The organism is Streptomyces sp. IBSBF 2435, from assembly GCF_036815005.1.
In the GTDB taxonomy this organism is placed as follows: Bacteria; Actinomycetota; Actinomycetes; order Streptomycetales; family Streptomycetaceae; genus Actinacidiphila.
In genome coordinates this window covers 1-18,703 of sequence record NZ_JAJSYW010000137.1, presented here as the reverse complement: position 1 = coordinate 18,703, position 18,703 = coordinate 1, and the positions used below count along the sequence as shown (strand labels likewise).

The 18,703-nt window shown below is 72.3% G+C and carries 19 protein-coding genes; 10 read left to right on the top strand and 9 right to left on the bottom strand.

Features of this window, described 5'->3' with window-relative positions; translation table 11 throughout:
• Both V7E46_RS23720 and V7E46_RS23715 read right to left on the bottom strand, forming a co-directional pair.
• On the bottom strand, nt 1–722 hold a 722-nt coding region (locus V7E46_RS23720; protein WP_333770304.1), incomplete at its 3' end, for a decaprenylphospho-beta-D-erythro-pentofuranosid-2-ulose 2-reductase.
• Nucleotides 723–750: 28 nt separating this feature from the next.
• Nucleotides 751–2,118: an FAD-binding oxidoreductase gene (locus V7E46_RS23715; protein WP_333770303.1), complete on the bottom strand. Its 1,368-nt coding sequence runs from the start codon at nt 2,116–2,118 to the stop codon at nt 751–753.
• 275 nt (nt 2,119–2,393) lie between these two features.
• On the opposite strand from V7E46_RS23715, the gene V7E46_RS23710 reads away from it, so the two are divergent.
• Genes V7E46_RS23710 through V7E46_RS23695 form a run of 4 tightly spaced genes read left to right on the top strand, consistent with a single transcriptional unit; the run spans nt 2,394 to nt 5,626 of the window.
• Nucleotides 2,394–3,173: a phosphatase PAP2 family protein gene (locus V7E46_RS23710; RefSeq protein ID WP_333770302.1), complete on the top strand. Its 780-nt coding sequence runs from the start codon at nt 2,394–2,396 to the stop codon at nt 3,171–3,173.
• Nucleotides 3,174–3,186: 13 nt separating this feature from the next.
• Nucleotides 3,187–4,137, top strand: a complete 951-nt coding sequence (locus tag V7E46_RS23705; protein WP_333770306.1) for a decaprenyl-phosphate phosphoribosyltransferase — start codon at nt 3,187–3,189, stop codon at nt 4,135–4,137.
• Nucleotides 4,134–4,664 (top strand): GtrA family protein, encoded by a 531-nt coding sequence (locus V7E46_RS23700; protein ID WP_329175397.1) that lies wholly within the window; start codon nt 4,134–4,136, stop codon nt 4,662–4,664. Before V7E46_RS23705 ends, V7E46_RS23700 begins: the two co-directional genes overlap by 4 nt.
• Nucleotides 4,652–5,626, top strand: a complete 975-nt coding sequence (locus V7E46_RS23695) for a YihY/virulence factor BrkB family protein (RefSeq protein ID WP_333770301.1) — start codon at nt 4,652–4,654, stop codon at nt 5,624–5,626. Before V7E46_RS23700 ends, V7E46_RS23695 begins: the two co-directional genes overlap by 13 nt.
• Here V7E46_RS23695 and V7E46_RS23690 read toward each other — a convergent pair.
• Nucleotides 5,623–6,984: a D-alanyl-D-alanine carboxypeptidase family protein gene (locus V7E46_RS23690; protein WP_333770305.1), complete on the bottom strand. Its 1,362-nt coding sequence runs from the start codon at nt 6,982–6,984 to the stop codon at nt 5,623–5,625. The genes V7E46_RS23695 and V7E46_RS23690 overlap by 4 nt on opposite strands.
• A gap of 136 nt (nt 6,985–7,120) precedes the next feature.
• On the opposite strand from V7E46_RS23690, the gene V7E46_RS23685 reads away from it, so the two are divergent.
• Nucleotides 7,121–7,420 carry an SCO4848 family membrane protein gene (locus tag V7E46_RS23685; RefSeq protein WP_333770300.1) on the top strand — a complete coding sequence of 100 codons (300 nt, stop codon included), beginning with the start codon at nt 7,121–7,123 and terminating at the stop codon, nt 7,418–7,420.
• A gap of 317 nt (nt 7,421–7,737) precedes the next feature.
• Here the strand turns inward: V7E46_RS23685 and V7E46_RS23680 are convergent, their stop codons facing one another.
• Entirely contained in the window at nt 7,738–9,945 is a 2,208-nt protein-coding gene (locus V7E46_RS23680; protein ID WP_333770299.1) for an MMPL family transporter, read from the bottom strand.
• Nucleotides 9,946–10,128: 183 nt separating this feature from the next.
• Here V7E46_RS23680 and V7E46_RS23675 point away from each other — a divergent pair, with 183 nt between their 5' ends.
• The 4 genes from V7E46_RS23675 (at nt 10,129) to V7E46_RS23660 (ending at nt 13,216) form a co-directional block, all read left to right on the top strand.
• A complete protein-coding gene (locus tag V7E46_RS23675; protein ID WP_329175390.1) occupies nt 10,129–10,869 on the top strand; it encodes a response regulator transcription factor in 741 nt (246 codons plus the stop codon).
• Nucleotides 10,870–10,873: 4 nt separating this feature from the next.
• Complete coding sequence (locus V7E46_RS23670; protein WP_333770298.1) at nt 10,874–12,445, top strand: sensor histidine kinase; 1,572 nt, start codon at nt 10,874–10,876, stop codon at nt 12,443–12,445.
• A complete protein-coding gene (locus V7E46_RS23665) occupies nt 12,442–12,786 on the top strand; it encodes a DUF4132 domain-containing protein (RefSeq protein ID WP_333770297.1) in 345 nt (114 codons plus the stop codon). The genes V7E46_RS23670 and V7E46_RS23665 overlap by 4 nt, the downstream gene beginning before the upstream one ends.
• A 118-nt stretch (nt 12,787–12,904) precedes the next feature.
• Complete coding sequence (locus V7E46_RS23660; protein WP_333770296.1) at nt 12,905–13,216, top strand: hypothetical protein; 312 nt, start codon at nt 12,905–12,907, stop codon at nt 13,214–13,216.
• Nucleotides 13,217–13,297: 81 nt separating this feature from the next.
• On the opposite strand, the gene V7E46_RS23655 is transcribed toward V7E46_RS23660, so the two are convergent.
• The 5 genes from V7E46_RS23655 to V7E46_RS23635 are packed head-to-tail and all read right to left on the bottom strand — an operon-like array spanning nt 13,298 to nt 17,644.
• Nucleotides 13,298–14,080 carry a succinate dehydrogenase iron-sulfur subunit gene (locus tag V7E46_RS23655; protein WP_329175375.1) on the bottom strand — a complete coding sequence of 261 codons (783 nt, stop codon included), beginning with the start codon at nt 14,078–14,080 and terminating at the stop codon, nt 13,298–13,300.
• Nucleotides 14,080–15,837, bottom strand: a complete 1,758-nt coding sequence (sdhA, locus tag V7E46_RS23650) for a succinate dehydrogenase flavoprotein subunit (RefSeq protein ID WP_329175374.1) — start codon at nt 15,835–15,837, stop codon at nt 14,080–14,082. The genes V7E46_RS23655 and sdhA overlap by 1 nt, the downstream gene beginning before the upstream one ends.
• 28 nt (nt 15,838–15,865) lie before the next feature.
• Nucleotides 15,866–16,345 (bottom strand): succinate dehydrogenase hydrophobic membrane anchor subunit, encoded by a 480-nt coding sequence (locus tag V7E46_RS23645; RefSeq protein WP_329175371.1) that lies wholly within the window; start codon nt 16,343–16,345, stop codon nt 15,866–15,868.
• 7 nt (nt 16,346–16,352) lie between these two features.
• Nucleotides 16,353–16,733 carry a succinate dehydrogenase, cytochrome b556 subunit gene (gene sdhC / locus V7E46_RS23640; protein ID WP_329175369.1) on the bottom strand — a complete coding sequence of 127 codons (381 nt, stop codon included), beginning with the start codon at nt 16,731–16,733 and terminating at the stop codon, nt 16,353–16,355.
• 50 nt (nt 16,734–16,783) lie between these two features.
• The gene (locus V7E46_RS23635; RefSeq protein ID WP_333770295.1) at nt 16,784–17,644 is read right to left on the bottom strand and encodes a 2-oxo-4-hydroxy-4-carboxy-5-ureidoimidazoline decarboxylase; all 861 of its coding nucleotides are present in this window, start codon (nt 17,642–17,644) and stop codon (nt 16,784–16,786) included.
• A 263-nt stretch (nt 17,645–17,907) separates the two neighbouring features.
• Here V7E46_RS23635 and V7E46_RS23630 point away from each other — a divergent pair, with 263 nt between their 5' ends.
• A complete protein-coding gene (locus V7E46_RS23630) occupies nt 17,908–18,627 on the top strand; it encodes an RNA polymerase sigma factor (protein WP_333770294.1) in 720 nt (239 codons plus the stop codon).
• The last annotated feature ends 76 nt before the right edge of the window (nt 18,628–18,703 follow it).

Below are 18,703 nucleotides of genomic sequence, written 5' to 3'. Positions count from 1 at the left end.
AGGTGGCGGAGGGCGGACATCAGGAGGCGGAGGGTGCCCGGGACCCAGATCGTGCCGCTTCTGCGGCGCAGGCCCAGCTCGATGGCGGTCGCCACCACGTCGGGCGTGGTCGCGAGGGGGGCCTCGGGGCGGCCCGCCGTCATGCGGGTGCGGACGAAGCCGGGCCTGACCGTCATCACATGCACCCCCGAGCCGTGCATGGCGTCGGCCAGGCCCTGGCAGAAGGCGTCCAGGCCCGCTTTGCTGCTGCCGTAGATGAAGTTGGCCCGGCGGGCCCGCTCGCCGGCGACCGAGGACAGCACCACCAGTGAGCCGTGGCCCTGCGCCTGGAGGGCCGCCGCGCAGACCAGGGACGCGGAGACCGCCCCGGTGTAGTTGACCTGGGCGACGTGCACGGCGGCCAGCGGATCCTGCTCGTCGCGGGCCTGGTCGCCGAGCACCCCGAAGGCCAGCAGCACCATGTCGATGTCGCCCTCGGCGAAGGCCTTGCCGAGCACGTCCTCGTGCGAACCGGGGTCGAGCGCGTCGAAGGGCACGGTGCGGACCAGCGCGCCCAGCGTCCGCAGCGACTCGGCGGCGGACTCCAGCGCCGCGGACGGCCGCCCCGCCAGGAAGACCGTGCGGGTGCGGCGGGCGATCAGCCGGCGGGCGGTCGCCAGGCCGATCTCGGAGGTGCCGCCGAGGACCAGCAGGGACTGCGGCGCGCCGAAGGCGTCCTTCATGGGCTCTCCTCGGGGATGGGGGCCGGGCTCATACGCCCAGCCTGCGGGCGAGGTCGGAGGTGATGGCGCCGCGCGGGTCGTAGCGGGTGCGCAGCTCGCGGAAGTCGTCCAGCCGCGGATACATCCGGGCCAGCACGTCGGGGCGCAGCCGCGCGTCCTTGGCCAGATAGACCCGGCCGCCTGCTGCGGCGACCTCGTCGTCCAGCTCGTCGAGGAAGGCGGCCAGGCCCGGCAGCGCGGCCGGGATGTCCAGGGCGAGGGTCCAGCCGGGCATCGGGAAGGACAGCCAGCCCGGATCGCCGTCGCCGAAGCGCTTGAGCACCGCCAGGAAGGACGGGCAGCGGCGCGAGCCGATCCGCCGGACGATCCGGCGCAGCGCCTCCTCCTCGCCGCGGCCGACGACGAACTGGTACTGCACGAAGCCGCCGCGGCCGTAGATCCGGTTCCACTCGGGCAGGCCGTCCAGCGGGTGGAAGAAGGACGAGAGCTTCTGCAGCCTGCCGCGCTGCTCGCGCGGGGCCTTGCGGTACCAGAACTCGTTGAACAGGCCCACGCTGCGCCGGCCGAGCAGGCCCTCGGGCAGGTGGCGCGGGGGCGCGGGCAGCCGCCCGGGGCGGAAGGCCAGCGGCTCCTCGCGCAGCCGGGCGGGCAGCGCGTCGAGCGGGGCGTGGTCGCCGCGGGTCAGCACCGCCCTGCCGGTCCTGGCGCCGCGGGCGAGCAGGTCGATCCAGGCCACCGAATAGCGGTAGCGGTGGTCGTCGGCGGTGAGCCGGGCCAACAGGTCGTCCAGGTCGGCGGCCCGCTCGGTGTCCACCGTCATCAGCGAGGTCTGCACCGGCAGCAGTTCGATCGTGGCGGCCAGCACGATGCCGGTCAGGCCCATGCCGCCGGCCGTCGCCCAGAACAGCTCCGGCTCGTCCTCCGGGGTGACCAGCCGGGTCTCGCCGTCGCCGGTAAGCAGTTCGACGGCGCGGACGTGGCGGGAGAAGGAGCCCGAGACATGGTGGTTCTTGCCGTGGATGTCGGCGCCGATCGCCCCGCCGACGGTGACATAGCGGGTGCCGGGGGTGACCGGTACGAACCAGCCGAGCGGCAGCAGCACTTCCATCAGCCGGTGCAGCGAGACACCCGCGTCGCACACCACCAGCCCGTTGATCGCGTCGATCTCGTGGATGCGGTCCAGGCCCGTCATGTCGAGCACCGCGCCGCCGGCATTCTGCGCCGCGTCCCCGTACGCCCTGCCGAGCCCGCGGGCGATCGTCCCGCGCCCGCCGCACTCGCGCACCGCCCGCACCGCGTCCTCGTACGACCCGGGGCGCAGCACCTGCGCGGAGCTGGGCGCGGTGCGGCCCCAGCCGGTGACGGAGGTGGCTTCGACGGCGAAGGGTACGGGCATATCGCCGACCGTATCGCCCGGAAGATACCAAAAGGGGGTTATGCCGCGTTTCTCACCGTAAAGGGTGAGTGCTGCTGCGTGAGCCTGCGGCCCGCACGGTAATCACTCGGGGCTGGACGCAGCGCGGTGCGGCGAGCCGCCCACCGGCCGCGGACAGTGCGCGCACGCCCCGCGTGCGCACCGCGGAAGGGCTCCGCGGCCGGCCCGCGGACATCCCGCGGGACGGGCCTCGCGGCCATCACCGCGGGACCACCACGCGGAGGGAGAAACCGCCGATGCGCAGAGCCGACTCCGCCGCACAGCGCGGCACCTCGATATCCCGGCCCCCGTCGACCGCGCCGGGCCACGCCGACCGCAGGCCTGTGCCAGGCGCTCCCAGTCCCGACGACCGCACCGTCCCCGGTCACGCCGACCGCCGGCTCCCGTCGGCGCCGGGCAGTCGTGCCGGCCGCCGGCCGCCGACCGCCGCAGGTCACCTCGACCGCCGCCTCCTCGCCGCCCTGCGCGACTGCGGCGGCAACCCGCACATCGCGGGCGCGGTACGCGTACTCGGGCAGGCGGGCGAGCACGGCGCCGTATGGGTGGCCGCCGGCGCCGCGGGCGCCCTCGCTGACCGCGAACGCCGCCAGGCGTGGCTGCGCGCCACCGCCGTCGTCGGCGCGGCCCATCTGACGAGCATGGGCGTCAAGCGGCTGGTACGCCGCCCCCGCCCGTGTATCCCGGGCGCCGCCCCGCTGGTGCGCACCGCGGGCCGGCACAGCTTCCCCAGTTCGCACGCCGCCTCCTCGGCCGCCGCCGTGATCGCCTTCGGCGCCCTGCTGCCGGGGCGGGCGGCCGTGCCCGTGCTCGCCGCCGCCATATGCGTCTCCCGCCTCGTGGCCGGCGTCCATTACCCCAGCGACGTCGCCTGCGGCGCACTGCTGGGAGCCGCGGCGGCCCGGCTGGGCCGCGGCTGGGCGCTGGGCGCGCTCCCGGGCGGGGGCGCCGGATTCGGCCGGTTCGCCGTACCCGAAAGGGGCGTCGCGCTCGCCATGGGCGGTGGTCCCCGTGGGTGAACCGTCGGCGGTCATGGTCGAGGAGACCACGGGCGCGGCAGGAGTCGCCGGGATCGCGGTACGCGCCAGGCCCGCGCGCGGGCTCGGCGCCGGCCTGGTGCGGACCGCCAGGCCGCGGCAATGGGTCAAGAACGGCCTGGTGCTCGCCGCGCCCTTCGCCGCCGGGCGGCTGCTGTCCCTGCGCGACTCCGTACAGCTCGGCGTCGTCCTGGTGCTGTTCACCGCGTGCGCGTCGGCCGTCTATCTGATCAACGACGCCCGGGACGCCGACGCCGACCGGGCCCACCCGGTCAAGCGGCTGCGGCCCGTGGCCTGCGGGCAGGTGCCGGTCGCCGCCGCCTATACCGCGGGCGGCCTGCTCGCGGTGGCCGCGCCCGCCACCGCCGCGGTCATGTGCAACGCCGACACCGCGGGCCTGCTGGCCGGCTACGTGGTCATGCAGCTGGCCTACTGCGTCTGGCTCAAGCACATGCTGGTCATCGACCTGGCGATCGTCACCACCGGCTTCCTGATGCGCGCGATGGCCGGCGGACTCGCCCTGGGCATCGGACTGTCCCGCTGGTTCCTGATCACCTCCGGCTTCTGCGCGCTGTTCATGGTCGCCGCCAAGCGCTACTCCGAGCTGGTGCTGATGTCCGCCGAGGGCGGCGACGTCGGCGCCTCGCGCGCCCTGCTCGGCGAGTACACCTCGGGCTATCTGCGCTTCGTCTGGCAGCTCGCGGCGGGCGTCGGCGTGCTCGCGTACTGCCTGTGGGCGATGGAGACCGGCGGTACGGCCTCCGGCTGGCTGCCGTGGCGTCAACTGTCGATGGTCCCGTTCATCCTCTCGGTGCTGCGCTACGCCGTCTTCGCCGACGCCGGCTCGGCCGGCGCCCCCGAGGACGTACTGCTGCGCGACCGCGCCCTCGTGGTGATCGGCCTGGCCTGGGGCGCGCTCTATGTGCTCGCCGCGGTCAACAGATGAGCGCACGCACCGAGTCGCCCCGCCGCACGCGCGGCCCCGCCGGGACCCGTACCGCCCGGCTGCGCGCCCTGCTGCCCGAGATCGCCGGCTTCGCACTGGCCGGGGGCGCCGCCTATGCCGCCGACCTCGGGCTGTTCGTCTGGCTGCGCGGCCACGCCGCATTCGGGCCGCTCACCGCCAAGTCGCTGTCCTTCCTGGCCGGGTGCACGGTCGCCTACCTCGGCAACGCGCTGGGCACCTACCGCCGCCGCGCCCCGGCCGCGGGGCGGGCCCGGCGCTACGGCGTCTTCTTCGCCGTCAACGCCGCGGGCGCCGCCGTCCAGCTGCTGTGCCTGGCCTGCTCGCACTATGCGCTGGGCTTCACCAGTCCGCGCGCCGACGTCGTCTCGGGTGCGGGCGTCGGTATGGTGCTGGCCACCGCCCTGCGCTTCTGGGGCACCCGCACCCTGGTCTTCCGTACCGCCACCCGGCGGACCCGTGGCGTGCGACGGGTGGACGAGGGTAACCGACCTCCATGGACTGGCTGACCCGGATCCCGTGGATCGGTCCACGGCTCGGGCCGTGGTACGACAGACGCCTCAAGCCGCTGGTGGACCGCGGGTTGCGGACGCACGCGTGGCGGGCGTTCGCGCATCTGGAAGAGGTGCACTGGACGCGGCTGGCCGCCGCGATGACCTTCACCAGCTTCCTGTCCCTCTTCCCGCTGATCACCGTCGCCGCGGCACTGGGTGCGGCGCTGCTGTCGCAGAGCCGGCTCGACAAGCTGGAGAACAAGGTCACCGAGCAGATCCCCGGGATCGCCGACCAGATCGACATCAACGGCCTGGTCGCGAACGCCGGCACCGTCGGCCTGATCGCGTCGGCCGTGCTGCTCTTCACCGGCATCGGCTGGGTCAGCTCGCTGCGGGACTGCCTGCGGGCGGTGTGGCTCAAGGACAAGAACGACCAGAACGTGGTGATGAGCAAACTCACCGACGCCGGGATCCTCTTCGGCCTCGGCATCGCCGTGCTCGTCTCGCTGGGCGCGTCCGGCTTCGCCACCGCCGCGGTCAACTGGACCGCGAACCAGATCGGCCTGTCGCAGAACAGCGCCGGGCGGGTCCTGCTGATAATCGTCGGCTACGTGATCGCGGTCATCGCCGACTTCCTGATCCTGGTCTATCTGCTCACCCTGATGCCGGGCGTCGACCCGCCGCGCCAGTCCGTGGTCGTGGCCGCGCTGATCGGCGCGGTCGGCCTGGAGGTCCTCAAGGTCGCGCTGGCCGGCTACCTCCAGCGGGTGGCGGGACGCAACATCTACGGCGCCTTCGGCACGCCCGTCGCCCTGCTGCTGTGGTTCAACTTCATGGCCAAGCTGCTGCTCTACTGCGCCGCCTGGACCGTCACCCCGCGGCACGCCCCCGACCCGCTGCAGCCGGAGGAGCCCACGGCCAAGGTCGACCTGGAGAAGGGCGGCGCGCACCGCTGGATGCCCCGGAGCGCGGCCTAACGCCGGCGCTTGCGGCGGCGGTGGCCGCCGGGCTCCGCGGGGGTCTCCTCGGACGCCTTGCCGGGCTCCGCCGGGGCACTCTCGGACGCTTCCCCGTCCGCCTCGCCGGCCGGCAGCGGGCGCCTGCGGCGGATGGCGGTGACGACGACCGCCAGCACCAGCGCCGTACCCAGGGCGACGCCGGCGGCCGTCCACAGGCCGTGCGAGGAGGACGCGGACGCGCCGCTCGCGGACGCGTCGATCCGCTTGCCTCCCGTGCCGCCCGGCTGGGGCGCCGCCGAGGCCGACGCCTTCACCTGGCTGAGCGGCGGCACCAGGGTGCCGACCGGCTTCGCGGTGGCGGCGGCCCTGAAGCCCCAGTCCAGCAGCGCGCCGGCCTCCCGGTAGACCTGGTTGTGCTTGGGCTCCGGATTCATCACGGTGACCAGCAGGGTGCGGCCGTCGCGCTGCGCGACACCGGTGTACGTGGCGCCGGCGTTGGTCGTGTTGCCGTTCTTCACCCCGGCGACGCCCGGGTAGCGCGCCAGGTCGTAGTCGCCGCTCAGCAGGCGGTCGGTGTTCTGGATCTGGAAGGACCCGCGGACCTTGGTCGGCTTGCCGTTCTTGTCCTTCTTGTAGTCGCCGGGGAATTGCGCGACGACGGTGGAGCAGTAGGCGCGGAAGTCCGGGTTCTGCAGGCCCTGGCGGGCGAAGAGCGTGAGGTCGTAGGCGCTGCTGTGCTGGTTCGGCTCGTCGTACCCGTCGGGCGTGACGACATTGGTGTCGCCCGCCTGCAGCTCCTTGGCCATCGCGTTCATGTCGGCGACCGTCTTGGGCACGCCGCCGTTCATCGCGGCGAGGACATGGACCGCGTCATTGCCCGAGCGCAGGAAGACGCCGAGCCACAGATCCTTGACGGAGTAGCCCTGGTTCTCCTGTATTCCGACCAGGCTGCTGCCCTCGCCCATGCCCGCGAGGTCGGTGGCCGCGACGACATGCTGCTCGGTCTTGGGGAATTTCGGCAGCACCGCGTCGGCGAAGAGCATTTTCAGCGTGCTGGCGGGGGCGAGCTGCCAGTGCGCGTTGTGCGCGGCGAGGATGTCGCCGGTCTCGGCGTCCGCCACGACCCACGACCGGGCCGTCACCTTGGCGGGCAGCGGGGGCGCACCGCCCGACAGGTCCACCTGGGTGCCCGGCACCGCCAGCCGGTCGCCGCCGACCGTCGACATCCGCGCGGGCGGCTGCGGGACCTTGGGCCCGCGTCCCGGCGCGGCCCCCGCCGTGCCGGCGAATACGGTGCCCCCCAGCAGCGCGGCGGTCGCGGCGACGGCCAGGACGCGGCGGCGCAGTGTGCGGCGGGCAGATGCGGTCTGAGGCATAAGCACCCGCAAGAACGTACAGGGCTCAGCTGTCACTCCCGCCGCCAGGGTCAACACGGCGCGCGGGCGGAGATGCCGCCGGGGTCACCCCGCCCCGGCCGCGGGGCACCCTCCGGGGCCGCCCATACTGGGACGTATGAAGCTCACTCGCCCGGTGTCCTGGTTCCTCGCCGCCTTCGGGGTGTGGTCGTGGATCGTCTGGGTCACCTTTGTGAAGAATCTGTGGAAGGACACCAGCGGTCTGGCCTTCCACGACGGCGACCACTCGTCGCCGACCGCGTACTTCTGGATCCACCTCACCCTGGCCGTGGTCTCCACGGTCTTCGGCACGGTGATCGGCGCCATCGGCGTCCGGGGCCTGCGCGCACTGCGGCGCGACCAGCCGCCCGCGGTCACCGAGCCGCAGCGGCAGGACCGGGCGCCCGCCCGAAAGTGAGGGCATCCCCGCACGGGACGTCGAGGTCCAGCCTGACGCAGCGCAGCCGCGCCGACCGCGTCCGGTAGGGGGTGAGCACGCTGGGTGTGCAGCCCAGGGGGTCCTCGCCGAGCCGGAACCCGAAGCCGCCGCTGTCGTACATCCAGATGCCGGCCCTGTCCGGCGCTGGGCGGTGACGCCCGACCCGGGGTGAGGCGCGCTGCGGGGGAGCGGGTGCGGAAAAGGAACCGGCCCGGCTCGGATTGCTCCGAGCCGGGCCGGTTCTGCGGGGGTCCGCCTCCCCTGGCACGGGGAGGTCTCCCGGATGAAGCGGGTGGTCAGTCCGCGGACGAGGCCAGCGCCATGTCCGACGCCTGGTTGCCGCCCGGCGTCGGCTCGTCCTCGGCCGGCTCCACCGCCATGTGCGGCAGCCGCTTGTCCAGCCAGGCCGGCAGCCACCAGTTCGCCTTGCCGAACATGTGCATGAGCGACGGCACCAGGACCGTCCGCAGGATGAACGCGTCCAGCGCGACCGCCCCCGCGAGCCCGATGCCGAACATGCCCAGCACCCGTACTCCACTGAGCGCGAAGGCGCCGAAGACGCAGATCATGATCACCGCGGCCGAGTTGATCACCCGGCTGGTCTCGGCCAGGCCGACCCGCACCGCGCGGGCGCTGTCCTTGGTGTGGACCCACTCCTCGTGCATCCGGCTGACCAGGAAGACCTGGTAGTCCATCGACAGGCCGAACAGCAGCGCCAGCATGATCACCGGCAGGAAGGCGTCGATCGGCCCCTGCCGGGTCGCACCCAGCAGGCTGCCGCCCCACGCCCACTGGAAGGTCGCCACCAGCACGCCGAAGGACGCGCCCGCCGCCACCATGTTCATCACCGCCGCCGTCAGCGGAACGACCAGGCTGCGGAAGGCGAGCAGCAGCAGCACGAAGCCCAGCGCGATGATCACCCCGATGAAGATCGGCATCTTGCTGCCCAGCACCGAGGCGAAGTCCTTGAAGGTCGCGGTCGGCCCGCCGACGTAGGCCTTCATCGTGCTGCCCCGCTCGGCGGCCGGCACCACCTCGTCCCGCAGATGGTTGATCAGCGTGGTGGTGTCCTTGTCCTGCGGGGACGTCGTCGGCACCGCGCGGACCAGCGCCACCGTGCTGTCCGGCTGCATCGGCATCGCGGCGGCGTAGGCGATGCCCTTGGTGTGGCCCAGCGTGGTGACCAGGCCGTCGAGCGCCGCCTTGTCGCGGGCGCCGCCCGGGACCTCGGCCAGGATGGTCAGCGGCCCGTTGAAGCCGGGCCCGAAACCTTCCGCGAGCATGTCGTACGCCTTGCGCGTGGTGCTGGACTTCTGGTCGTTGCCCTGGTCGGACGAGCCGAGCCGCAGCGACAGGGTCGGGATCGCCAGCACCGCCATGACCACGACGGCGACTGCGGCCAGCGCCCGCGGGTGCCGCTGCACGAAGGTCGACCAGCGCATCGCGGCACCGACCGCGTCCCCGGTCCGCGGACCGCTCGCGGCGAACTTGCGCCGCTGGCGGCGGCTGAGCACCCGCATCCCGAAGACCCCGAGCAGTGCGGGCAGCAGCGTGATCGCGGCCAGCACCGACACCACCACGGTCATCGCGGCCGCGATCGCCACCCCGTAGAGCAGGCTCAGGCCGACCGTGAACATGCCCAGCAGCGCGATGCAGACCGTGCCGCCGGCGAAGAGCACCGCACGGCCCGAGGTGTTCACCGCCGTGACCGCGGACTCCTCCGGCGACTTGCCGCTCAGGATGCCCTTGCGGTGCCTGGTCACGATGAACAGCGCGTAGTCGATGCCCACCCCGAGGCCGACCAGCATCGCCAGCTGCCCCGCGAAGTCCGGCACGTTCATGGTGTGGGTGAGCAGGGTGATCATCGACGACGAGATGCCGATGGCGAACAGCGCGGTCACGATCGGCGTCAGCATGCCGAACAGTGAGCCGAACGCCAGGAAGAGCACCACCGCGGCCGCGCCGATGCCGACGAATTCACTCAGCCCGGCCGGCGGCTCCTCGACCGAGGCGATGATGTTGCCGCCCAGCTCCACCTGGAGCCCGTCGGTGTGCGCGTCGTGCGCGGTGTCGACCAGGTCGTGGACCTGCGACTTGTCCAGGCTGGAGCCGAGCACGGTGTACGTCACCGTCGCGTACGCCGTCCGGCCGTCCTTGCTGATCTGCGCGGCCCCCGCCTTGTCGTACGGGCTGCCGACCTGGCCGACGTCCTTCTGATGCCGGATCCTGTCCAGCATCGGGGCGATCCGCTGCTGCACCGAGGCGTCCCGCACCGAACCGGAGTCCACGTGCCACACCACGGTGTCGGACTCGCCGGACTGGCTGTGCACCGCCTTGTCCAGCAGGTCGATGACCTTGCTGGACTCGGTGTTGGGGAGCGAGAACACATTCGAGTAGGTGTCGCCCGCGATCCTGCCCGCCGTGCCCGCGCCGAGCAGCGCCGCCACCCACAGCAGAATCACCAGCCATTTGTGCCGGAAGCACCATCGCGCCAGAGCGGCCACGATCTATCCCCCACCTTCGTCGTCGTCACACGTGTCCGACACGTGATCTTGTCGGATGATCTCCACTCGCCCCCCTCCAGACTCAGTGGTCCTCCCGACCCGGACCAAGCCGAAACGACTTCTCTCAAGGAACTCCAAAGTTCGCGCCCGCAGGCGCCCTTCCGGGTGCGGATACTTGACCGTATGGAGACAGCTGTCGGCACGGCTCCGAGGGTGCTCGTCGTCGAGGACGAGCCCGCCATCGCGGACATTCTGCGGATCACGCTCAGCTACAACGGCTTCACGGTGCACTGCGCCGCGACCAGACGGGAGGCACTGGCGGCGGTCCGCGCCCACCGGCCCGACCTCGTGCTGCTCGACGTGATGCTGCCCGACGGCAACGGCTGGGAGGTCTGCCGCGCCCTGCGCGCCGAACACGCCGCCGAGCGGGCCGCGGAGACCGGCGCCGACGACCTCGCCATCATCTTCGTCACCGCCCGCGACGCCCCGCGCGACGTGGTCGCCGGGCTCGGGCTCGGCGGCGACGACTACATCACCAAGCCCTTCGGCGTGGACGAGGTCGTCGCCCGGGTACACGCTGTGCTGCGCCGCACCCGGCGCGGCACCGGCGTCACCGACCGGGTGCTGCGGCACGGCGACCTGGAGATGGACGAGGCCACCTACTCCGTACGCAGGGCCGGCCAGCCCGTCGAACTGACCCCCACCGAGTACAACCTGCTGCGGCACCTGCTGCGGCACGCCGGCCGGATCATCTCCAAGGAGCAGCTGCTCCAGCACGTGTGGCAGTACGAGACGGTGGTGCCCTCGACGGTGGTCGAGACCTACATCTCCTATCTGCGGCGCAAACTCGACCGCTTCGGACCGCCGTTGATCGAGACCAGGCGCGGCATCGGCTACGGGCTGCGGGCGGTGGAACAGGCGTGACACCGTGACCCGACGACGCCTGCTGCCCCGCCCCAGGACCCTGCGCGCCCGGCTGACCCTCGCCAACGTGGCCTTCGTCGCGCTCGGGCTGCTGGCGACCGCCGCCTTCAGCGTGATGGCGACCTACATGGTGCTGGGCAGCGAGATCGACAACACCCTGCGCGACTCGCAGCGCTCGGTGAGCAGCGCACCGGTGACCGCGGACGGGCTCCAGCAGCTGTGCACCCTGGCCGGCATCCTCCAGGACGGCAAGGACGGCGGGCTGTCCTTCGCCAAGGCCTTCAAGCAGGACCTCTTCGTCGTGCTCGACTCCGACGGCAGCAATTCGTCGGTGTGCGAGAACAGCGGCGGCGCCAACAGCCGGATCCGCAAGGACCTGACCGGCGCCCTGTCCGACCCGGCCGCGCTCGCCCGCAGCGGCAAAGCCGTCAACGTCCGCGCCGACGGCACCGACTACCGGGTGATCGTCACCCGGCTCACCGACGGCAGCATGGTCGTCCAGGGCATGCGCTACAGCGGGCTCGAACACGCCATCCACAAGCTGCTGATCTGGGAGTCGGCCGCCGGGCTCGCCCTGCTCGGGCTGCTCGCCGTGGGCTCGCTGACCGCCGCCAGGCGGCGGCTCAGCCCGCTGGAGACCATGGTCGAGACCGCCTCCGCCATCGCCGAGGGCGACCTGTCGCGGCGGATCGCCACCGCACGCCACGGATCGAGCGAGGTCAGACAGCTCAGCACCGCCCTCAACGCCATGCTCCAGCAGATCGAGACCGCCCTCACCGAGAGCGAACGCGCCACCGCCCAGCTGCGGCACTTCATCGCCGACGCCTCCCACGAGCTGCGCACCCCGCTGGCCTCCGTCCAGGGCTACCTCCAGCTCTACGAGAAGGGCATGCTCGACGCCGACGACAAGGAGCGCGCGCTGCACCGGGTCTCCGCCGAGGCCACCCGGATGAGCCGGCTGGTGGACGAACTCCTCGCGCTCGCCCGGCTGGAGGAACGCCCCGCGCTGGACTTCCAGCCGGTCGACGTCTGCGCCCTGGTACGTGACGCCGCCGCCGACCTCGCCGCGCAGCAGCCCGGCCGCCCGCAGAGCCTGCTGCTGCCGTCCGACGACCGCACCGCGTACGCGCTCGGCGACGAGGCCGGGCTGCGGCAGGTCATCGGCAATCTGCTCAGCAACGTCCGGGTCCACACCCCGCCGGACGGCCTGCTGGTCATCGAGGTCGAGGGCGACGAGTCCGCGGTACGGCTGCGGATCGCCGACTCCGGCCCCGGGCTCGACCCGCGGGACGCCGCCCGCGCCTTCGACCGGTTCTTCCGCGCCGACCCCGAGCGCGCCCCCGACACCGGCGGCGCGGGCCTGGGTATGGCCATAGTGCAGGCCGTCGTCCAGGCCCACCACGGCACCGTCGCCCTGGACACCGCACCCGGCCAGGGCCTCACCGTGCACATCACGCTGCCCGCGGTCGGCTCGCCCGCGCTCCTTCCCGCGACCGGACCCGAGCCCGCGCCCGCTCCCACGGCGGCACCGGTACGCGAGCCGGCCGCGTCCGGGGCGGGACTTGCGCTGGAGTGAGCTCCACCTCGCAGCGTCCCGCACCTGACGCACGCAGGCGCCTCCGCGACGCCCTCCGCCCCCGACTCCGACGACGGCCACACCCGCGGCCTGGCCGCGCTGAGCCTGCTCACCAGACCGAGCGTTTCGACCGGCAGTTCCTGGCCCGCAGGCAGTGGGCGTACGCCGCCTGGCGCGAGCGCCGCCTCGACCACCCGCCGGTCGGGACCCTCGCCCGCCGCCTGCTGTGGACGGTCGACGGCCGGCCCTGCGACCCCACCCTGACCCACATCCTGAGCACGGCGCTGCTGCTGTCCCGCGACAAGGAGATCGCCGACCGTACGATCGTGAGCCAGCTGTGACGGGGCCTTACGCCACCGGTGCCCCGGCCTCCTCCGCCGGCGCCCGGCGCGGCAGGAGAGCGACGGCGGGGACGCAGGCGGCGGTCAGGGCCAGGACGACGAGGCTGATCGTCATGGCGTGGCCGAGGCCGCCGCCGGTGGTCCGGAAGAAGACCGGGGTCACGCCGACCGAGCCGCCTGGGCCGTCGACCTCCTGCTGCACTTCGCGACCTCGACGGCGGCGGAGCAGAGCACCCGCGAGGGGTCCGCGGCAGGGGCCGACGAGGACGACGCCCTGACCGTGGCGGTCCTGACCGCCTTCCCCTCCACCCACCCGCACGTCGCGGCCCTCGGCCCCGAGCTCTTCACCGGCGCCGGTGAGGCCCGTATGACCTGGGCTTTCCACGTCCTGATCAACGGCATTCTCCAAACCCCCCGCCCCGCCGCCTGACCGGTCAGCCGTCCGCGGGACGCGCACGGCCGAGGCCCGCCTCCCAGGGGTGGGAGGCGGGCCTCGGGTGCGGGCGAGGGGTCAGAAGCGGCGGGTGATGAGGGCTCGCTTGACCTCTTGGATCGCCTTCGTCACCTCGATGCCGCGCGGGCAGGCGTCCGTGCAGTTGAAGGTGGTGCGGCAGCGCCAGACGCCGTCCTTGTCGTTCAGGATCTCCAGGCGCTGCTCACCGCCCTCGTCGCGCGAGTCGAAGATGAAGCGGTGGGCGTTGACGATGGCCGCGGGGCCGAAATACTGGCCGTCGTTCCAGTAGACCGGGCAGGACGAGGTGCACGCGGCGCACAGGATGCACTTGGTCGTGTCGTCGAAGCGCGCGCGGTCCTCGGCGGACTGGAGGCGCTCGCGGGTCGGCTCGTTGCCGGATGTGATGAGGAAGGGCATCACATCGCGGTAGGCCTGGAAGAAGGGGTCCATGTCGACCACGAGGTCCTTGAGCACGGTGAGGCCCTTGATGGGCTCGACCGTGATCGGCTTCTCGGGGTTGATGTCCTTGATCAGGGTCTTGCAGGCGAGCCGGTTGCGGCCGTTGATGCGGACCGCGTCGGAACCGCAGACACCGTGGGCGCACGAGCGCCGGAAGGTCAGGGTGCCGTCGATCTCCCACTTGATCTTGTGGAGGGCGTCCAGGACGCGCTCCTTGGGGTCGATCGGCAGCTGGTAGTCGACCCACTCGGCGTCGGCCGAGACCTCGGGATTGAAGCGGCGCACCCGCAGGGTGACCGTGATCAGGTGGGCCGCGCCGACCTCGGCGGCGTCCAGGGCCGCCGAGTGCTTGTCCAGCGTCGGAGTGCTCGGGGTGCTCATCAGTACTTACGCTCCATCGGCTGGTAGCGGGTCTGCACGACCGGCTTGTAGTCCAGGCGGATCGACTCGGCGCCGCTCGCGTCGTCCACCTCGCGGTAGGCCATCGTGTGCCGCATGAAGTTGACGTCGTCGCGGTTCGGATAGTCCTCGCGGTAGTGGCCGCCGCGGGATTCCTTGCGGGCCAGCGCGGAGACGGCCATCACCTCGGCGAGGTCGAGCAGATTGCCCAGCTCGACGGCTTCCAGCAGGTCGGTGTTGAACCGCTTGCCCTTGTCCTGGATGGACACGTTGAGGTAGCGCTCGCGCAGCTCGCCGATCTTCTCGACGGCGGTCTTGATGGTCTGCTCGGTGCGGAAGACCATCACATTGGCGTCCATGCACTCCTGCAGCTCGCGCCGGATGTCGGAGACCCGCTCGCTGCCGGTGGCCGAGCGCAGCCGCTCGACCTGGGCCACGACCAGCGAGGCCGGGTCCTCGGGCAGCGGCACGAAGTCGTTGGCGTGGGCGTACTCGGCGGCGGCGATGCCGGAACGGCGGCCGAAGACGTTGATGTCGAGCAGCGAGTTGGTGCCGAGGCGGTTCGCACCGTGCACGGACACGCAGGCGACCTCGCCGGCCGCGTACAGGCCGGGCACGACGGTGGTGTTGTCCCGCAGCACCTCGCCCTGGACGTTGGTGGGGATGCCGCCCATGGCGTAGTGCGCGGTGGGCTGGATCGGGATCGGGTCGGTGTACGGCTCGATGCCCAGGTACGTGCGGGCGAACTCGGTGATGTCGGGCAGCTTCGCGTCCAGCTGTTCCGGGGGCAGGTGCGTCAGGTCGAGGTAGACGTGGTCGCCCTCGGGACCGCAGCCGCGGCCCTCGCGGATCTCGGTGTAGATCGCCCGGGAGACGACGTCACGCGAGGCCAGGTCCTTCATGACGGGCGCGTACTTCTCCATGAAGCGCTCGCCGTCCTTGTTGCGGAGGATGCCGCCCTCACCGCGGGCGCCCTCCGTCAGCAGGATGCCCATCCGCCAGATGCCCGTCGGGTGGAACTGGAAGAACTCCATGTCCTCCAGCGGCAGCCCGCGCCGGTAGACGGCGGCCTGGCCGTCGCCGGTCAGGGTGTGCGCGTTGGAGGTCACCTTGAAGAACTTGCCGGTGCCGCCGGAGGCGTAGATCACGGCCTTCGCCTGGAAGACATGGATCTCGCCGGTGGCCAGCTCGTACGCCACCACGCCCGCGGAGCGCTGCACGCCGTCGACCTCGGTCAGCAGCTGGTCCAGGACGTAGAACTCGTTGAAGAACTCCACGCCCTCCTTGACGCAGTTCTGATAGAGCGTCTGGAGGATCATGTGACCGGTGCGGTCGGCGGCGTAGCACGCCCTGCGGACCGCGGCCTCGCCGTGGTTGCGGGTGTGGCCGCCGAACCGGCGCTGGTCGATCCGGCCCTCGGGCGTCCGGTTGAAGGGCAGGCCCATCTTCTCCAGGTCGAGGACCGCGTCGATGGCCTCCTTCGCCAGGATCTCGGCGGCGTCCTGGTCGACCAGGTAGTCGCCGCCCTTGATCGTGTCGAAGGTGTGCCACTCCCAGTTGTCCTCCTCGACGTTCGCCAGGGCCGCGGCCATGCCGCCCTGGGCGGCACCGGTGTGGGAGCGCGTCGGGTAGAGCTTGGTCAGGACGGCGGTGCGGCTGCGCTTGGTGGCCTCGATGGCGGCGCGCATACCGGCGCCGCCCGCGCCGACGATGACGGTGTCGTACTTGTGGATCTGCATGGGGTCGCTTTCCCTGTCCAGCCCTGGCTTAGCGGATGTTCGGGTCGAAGGTGAAGATCACCAGCGAGCCGAGCACGATGGTGAACGCCACTGCGGTGAACAGCAGCGTCTTGAGCCAGACGCGGGTGTTGGCCTGCTCGGCGTAGTCGTTGATGACGGTGCGCAGACCGTTGCCGCCGTGCAGCATCGCCAGCCACAGCATGGCGAGGTCCCAGTACTGCCAGAACGGCGACGCCCAGCGGCCCGCCACGAAGGCGAAGCCGACCTTCTGCACACCGCCGTCCAGGACCAGCTGGATCAGCAGGTGGCCGAGCACCAGTACGACGAGCACCACACCGGACAGCCGCATGAACAGCCAGCCGTACATCTCGAAGTTGGTGCGGCTGCTGCGCGGGGTGCGCTTGGTGCGGGCCCGCGGCGGCTCGATGACCGGCGCGGGATTCTGCGGGCTGTACGGGGCGACGCTGGAGCCGGTCAGCTCGACGGCGTCGGTGATGTCAGTGGCCATGTGTCGTTCAGCTCCCGAACAGGACTCGAGCGGCGTGGCCGAGGACGGGGTAGATCGCGCCGACCATCAGCAGGACCCACAGGCCGACCACGGTCCAGAGCATCTGCTTCTGGTAGCGCGGGCCCTGGGTCCAGTAGTCGACGGCGATGATCCGCAGGCCGTTCAGCGCGTGGAAGAGGATCGCGGCGACCAGGCCGTACTCCAGCAGGCTGACGATCGGGGTCTTGTAGGTGGCGACGACCTTGTCGTAGTCCTCGGGGGAGACCCGCACCAGGGCGGTGTCGAGGACATGTACGAACAGGAAGAAGAAGATGAGGACACCGGTGACTCGATGAGCCACCCACGACCACATGCCTTCCCGGCCGCGGTACAGCGTTCCAGCCGGCACGGAAAAAACCCTCCGGGAGCGGGGCGAGGGGTGCCGGCTAGGGGTGTCGGTCACGCCCGGCCGGGTACGGTCCACCGGCCCCGGCCATCGTAGCGACGCGATACGGCCTGAGTACCGCGGGGTGGGCCAGGTGTGATCGATCCCGCACGGTCGGGTGAACGCGCGGCCTCGAATGCGCGCACGGACTGGTCCGTCGGCCCGCCGCCGGAAGCGCCGGAAGCGCGGAACGCGTCGGGGCGGCCGAACCCGTCGAACCCGTCGGGGCGGCCGGGCTCGCCGCTGCCGCCCGCCAGCCGGATCAGCCGGGCCCGGCAGAGCCGGCGCAGTTGCCGCGCGGTGGCCACCCGCTCCTCGTCCTCGTCGTGCCCGAGCCTTTCACGCAGGCTGACCAGCATCTGGTCCAGGGCGGCGCCCGGGTCGGCGGCGGTGCGCTCGTCCAGGGCGAGGATGAAGGCGTGGCCGAACTTGGCCTCGTAGTGCGCGTGGGCGGCGCGCAGCGCGGTGTGCACGGTCAGGCCGCCCCGGTCGGTCAACGCCGTGGGCGCCTCGCCGGCCAGCGCCTCGGCGAGATCGCCCGGCGTCAGGTCGTACGCGGCCTCGTCCGCCGCGGCGAGCAGGGTCTCGACGGTCGGGTACGGGCGGTGCGCGGCCATCCGGCGGGCCCACCGGCTGCTGCCGCAGCAGGCCAGCAGCGCCGCTTCCGCGGCGGCGGGCGGCGCCTGGTTGAGCCGCGTCAGCGGGGACGGCGGAGCGTCGGACGCGGTGTCGCTGGACAGCAGCGGGCTCCAGAGTCGTGGGCGGGGCGGGCACAGGGCGAACCCGTACGGCAGGGGCGGGGCGTGAGGCCGATCCGTGACGGCGGGGACGTACGGCGGCCTCGTACGGCTGATTCGGCGGGGGGAGAACTCCACTGTAGGCGCGCCAGGTTCGAACGGGGCAGGCAGGTGTGCGAACTTCACCCGTACGGAGCCGTGCCCTGGCGCGGTGTTGACCCGGCCGCCTTCCGCGGGCAGGCGCGCGGGGCATTCTCCGGCGGGCCGCGCGGGAAAGCGCGTACGGAAAGTGACGACGGCCGGGGGCCGCCTCCCCCCACAGGAGCGTCCCCGGCCGCCGACTTGTACGGCGTATCCCAGAGCAAAAGTGTCACTGCCGCGCATGAGGCAGGATTGGCCGTGTGTTCGAGGGGGTGGGGCCCGACGTGGAAGTGCACGAGTCTCTGGAGGCCGCCGTCAGCGCGGCGCAGCGGGGCGACGAGGGCGCGTTCCGTACCGTCTACCGGGCTGTCCAGCCGCAGTTGCTGAACTACGTCCGCAGCCTGGTCGGGCCGGTGGACGCCGAGGACGTGGCGTCCGAGGCCTGGTTGCAGATCGCCCGCGACCTGCCCAACTACCGCGGCGGCAGCGGGTCGATACGCGGCTGGGCGGCCAGGATCGCCCGCAACCGCGCGCTGGACCACATCAGGGCGCGCAGCCGGCGGCCGGTGCCGGGCGGCGGGGTGGACGACCTGATCCAGCTGCCGGACCGGGCCGACACGGCGGGCGAGGCGCTGGACGCGGTGGCGACCGACCGGGCGCTGGCCGCCATCGCGGCGCTGCCGCGCGAGCAGGCGGAGGCGGTGCTGCTGCGGGTGGTGATGGGGCTCGATTCGACCAGTGCTGCGCGAGTGCTCGGGAAACGGGCCGGATCGGTGAGAATGGCCACCCACCGCGGGCTGCGGCGGCTGGCCGAGATCCTGGAGTACGACGACGGGGACCACGGGGATCACACGGACAACGCGGACCACGCGCACGGGGACCACGGGGAGTACGGCGACGGCCCCGACGCGGTTCCGGAGCGGCGGCCCGCGGACCGTCCGCACGCGGATGTGACGTTTTCCGCGTCCAAGGCGCTGTGAGGAAGTGGGATGAGCGACAACACCCGACGGGACGCCGCATCCACGGACCTGCCCCACCCGGCCCGGCACCCCGGGC